General features: G+C 53.4%; 2 protein-coding genes. Both read left to right on the plus strand.

Annotated features, from left to right (window positions below):
• Nucleotides 1–280, plus strand: a 280-nt coding sequence (locus tag ACR0QE_RS13360; RefSeq protein WP_432628826.1) for an ACT domain-containing protein, incomplete at its 5' end; no start/stop codon positions are given.
• 274 nt (nt 281–554) lie between these two features.
• On the plus strand, nt 555–2,059 hold a 1,505-nt coding region (locus ACR0QE_RS13365), incomplete at its 3' end, for a M28 family peptidase (RefSeq protein ID WP_432628827.1).

Consider the following 2,059-nt stretch of genomic DNA (forward strand, 5'->3'; position numbering starts at 1 on the left):
GTATGAGCAGTCTGTGATCGCTGGCATTCACCGTGCAGTGGAGCCGGACAGCGTAGAGCTTGAGGCAGATCTGGCACTGATCGCAGTCGTAGGACGCGGCATGAAGGCAACCCGTGGTACCGCAGGAAGAATCTTCTCCGCACTGGCACATGCCCGTGTCAATGTCAAGATGATTGATCAGGGTTCTAGTGAGCTCAACATCATCATCGGTGTCAAGAATGCAGACTTCGAGACTGCAATCAAGGCAATCTACGACATCTTTATTCTTGCAGAGATCTAAGAAGAATATGCGGATCGTCGCAGATAGATGATCATAAATCAGGGAGTCCGATAGAATGTCCGGAACCAAAGGACATTCTGCCGGACTCTTTTTCTGTCTGATTATAAGAGAGAGCGTCCTATCATAAAAAATGGAGGTTAGGTGCGCACAGGGGTCATCTTCGGTGATCCTTGAAAAAAACACCGCCTTATGCTACAATGCCAATATTAGAGAAAACCGGAGACGGCTTTTGGAAAATGAGACGGATTAAGAAAATAAGGAAATCAGAGTGATTATGAGACAGTTGGGCAGAAATGTTTCCATCAGGATGACGGCGGGAGCGGTGGCACTGATGCTTGCGGGATGTGCCGGTCCCTCCACGAGAGTCCTGCCCAGAGTGGACACGAATCCGGAGTATCAGATGCCGGGGGATGTTCCTGTTCTGGAAGAAGTCAATACCTTTTACCTTCAGGAAGAGCTTGCGAGGCTGACGCGTTCTCCACGCCCCTCGGGGAGCCGCGGGGAGAGCAGTGCGGCTGCATACATCCGCCAGCTTCTCGGGGATTATGGTTATGTGACGGCTCTTCAGCCGTTCCAGTACGGACAGGAGAATGGAACGGTTGTTTCTGGCACAAATGTGACGGCAGTGCGCTCTGCATCCTCACCGGAGGCGGATATTCTGATTTTATGTGCGCATCACGACACGATGGTCGGAAGTCCCGGTGCGGTTGACGACGCTGCCGGGGTTGTAACACTGCTTGAGAGTGCAAGGCTTCTCTCAAGACTTCCATCCGACACGGAGCTGCGCTTTGTGAGTTTTGCAGGTCACGAGTCACAGAATCTCGGATCCCGCCATTATGTCAGCACGATGAGCGAGGAGGAGAGAAACCGCGTGATCGGCGTGATCGATTTAGACCGCTTAGGGGCGATGACCGGGGGGAATATTGTTCTCGGAACGATTGACCGAAAGGAGACGATGCTCGGGGATCTTCTGCTTGAGGCGTCGAGGGAGATCACGGACACGAGCTGGGCGTACGAGCGGTGTGCCGGGGGAGATTCCTCCTCATTTTTGCGCGGACGGATGCCGGCTGTGACTGTGACAAGGCGGCAGAGCAGTTATGGGGAAAAGACTCCGTATGACCGCGCGGAGACGGTGAATATCGAAGATGTGGCTCAGATTGTGGATGTCATCTGTCAGGCGGTATCGAAGATTATGAGTCTGGATACCCCGTCCATGACGGCGAAGGCGCACTACTATAACAATTTCCATGACAGTGCCTATGTGCAGGCGAAAGATCAGGGAATCCCGTTCGGGGTGGATGTAGAGACATTCTCAGAGTTTCTTGGAATGGATGGAATTCTGGCGGCGGAACATATGGCAAAGGGCGGAAAAAAGATCCAGAATTATCAGTTCCCGATGAAGTGGTTTGGGGTGGATCAGACGATTCTGACAAGCTGTTATTTTTCGGATGGAAGACTTGAGAGTCTTTCCCTTGAGGCGGACAGTGCCGGGGTGGATTTTGAGGATATGAAGGAGCGCCTCAGCAGCTGGTACGGCGAGCCGCAGGATGCCGGAAGCGGGCCGTCAGGCACCTCGTTTGAGTGGACGGATCCGCTTTTCAGGAGAAGTTTTCTTTTGACACCGGGGCAGGATGGATTTGATGTCGAAGTCCGCCCGTGGGAGCCGGAGCGGACGATTTTAGAACAGCGGAGTGTCAGTGGAACTCTGCTCGAACCGGGAGTCTCCGACCCGAGAGGACGCCTGCTCTGTGCATTTGCGGCAAGACTCTTACCGGAGGA

This window comes from Brotaphodocola sp. (assembly GCF_050873065.1).
In the GTDB taxonomy this organism is placed as follows: domain Bacteria; phylum Bacillota; class Clostridia; order Lachnospirales; family Lachnospiraceae; genus Brotaphodocola.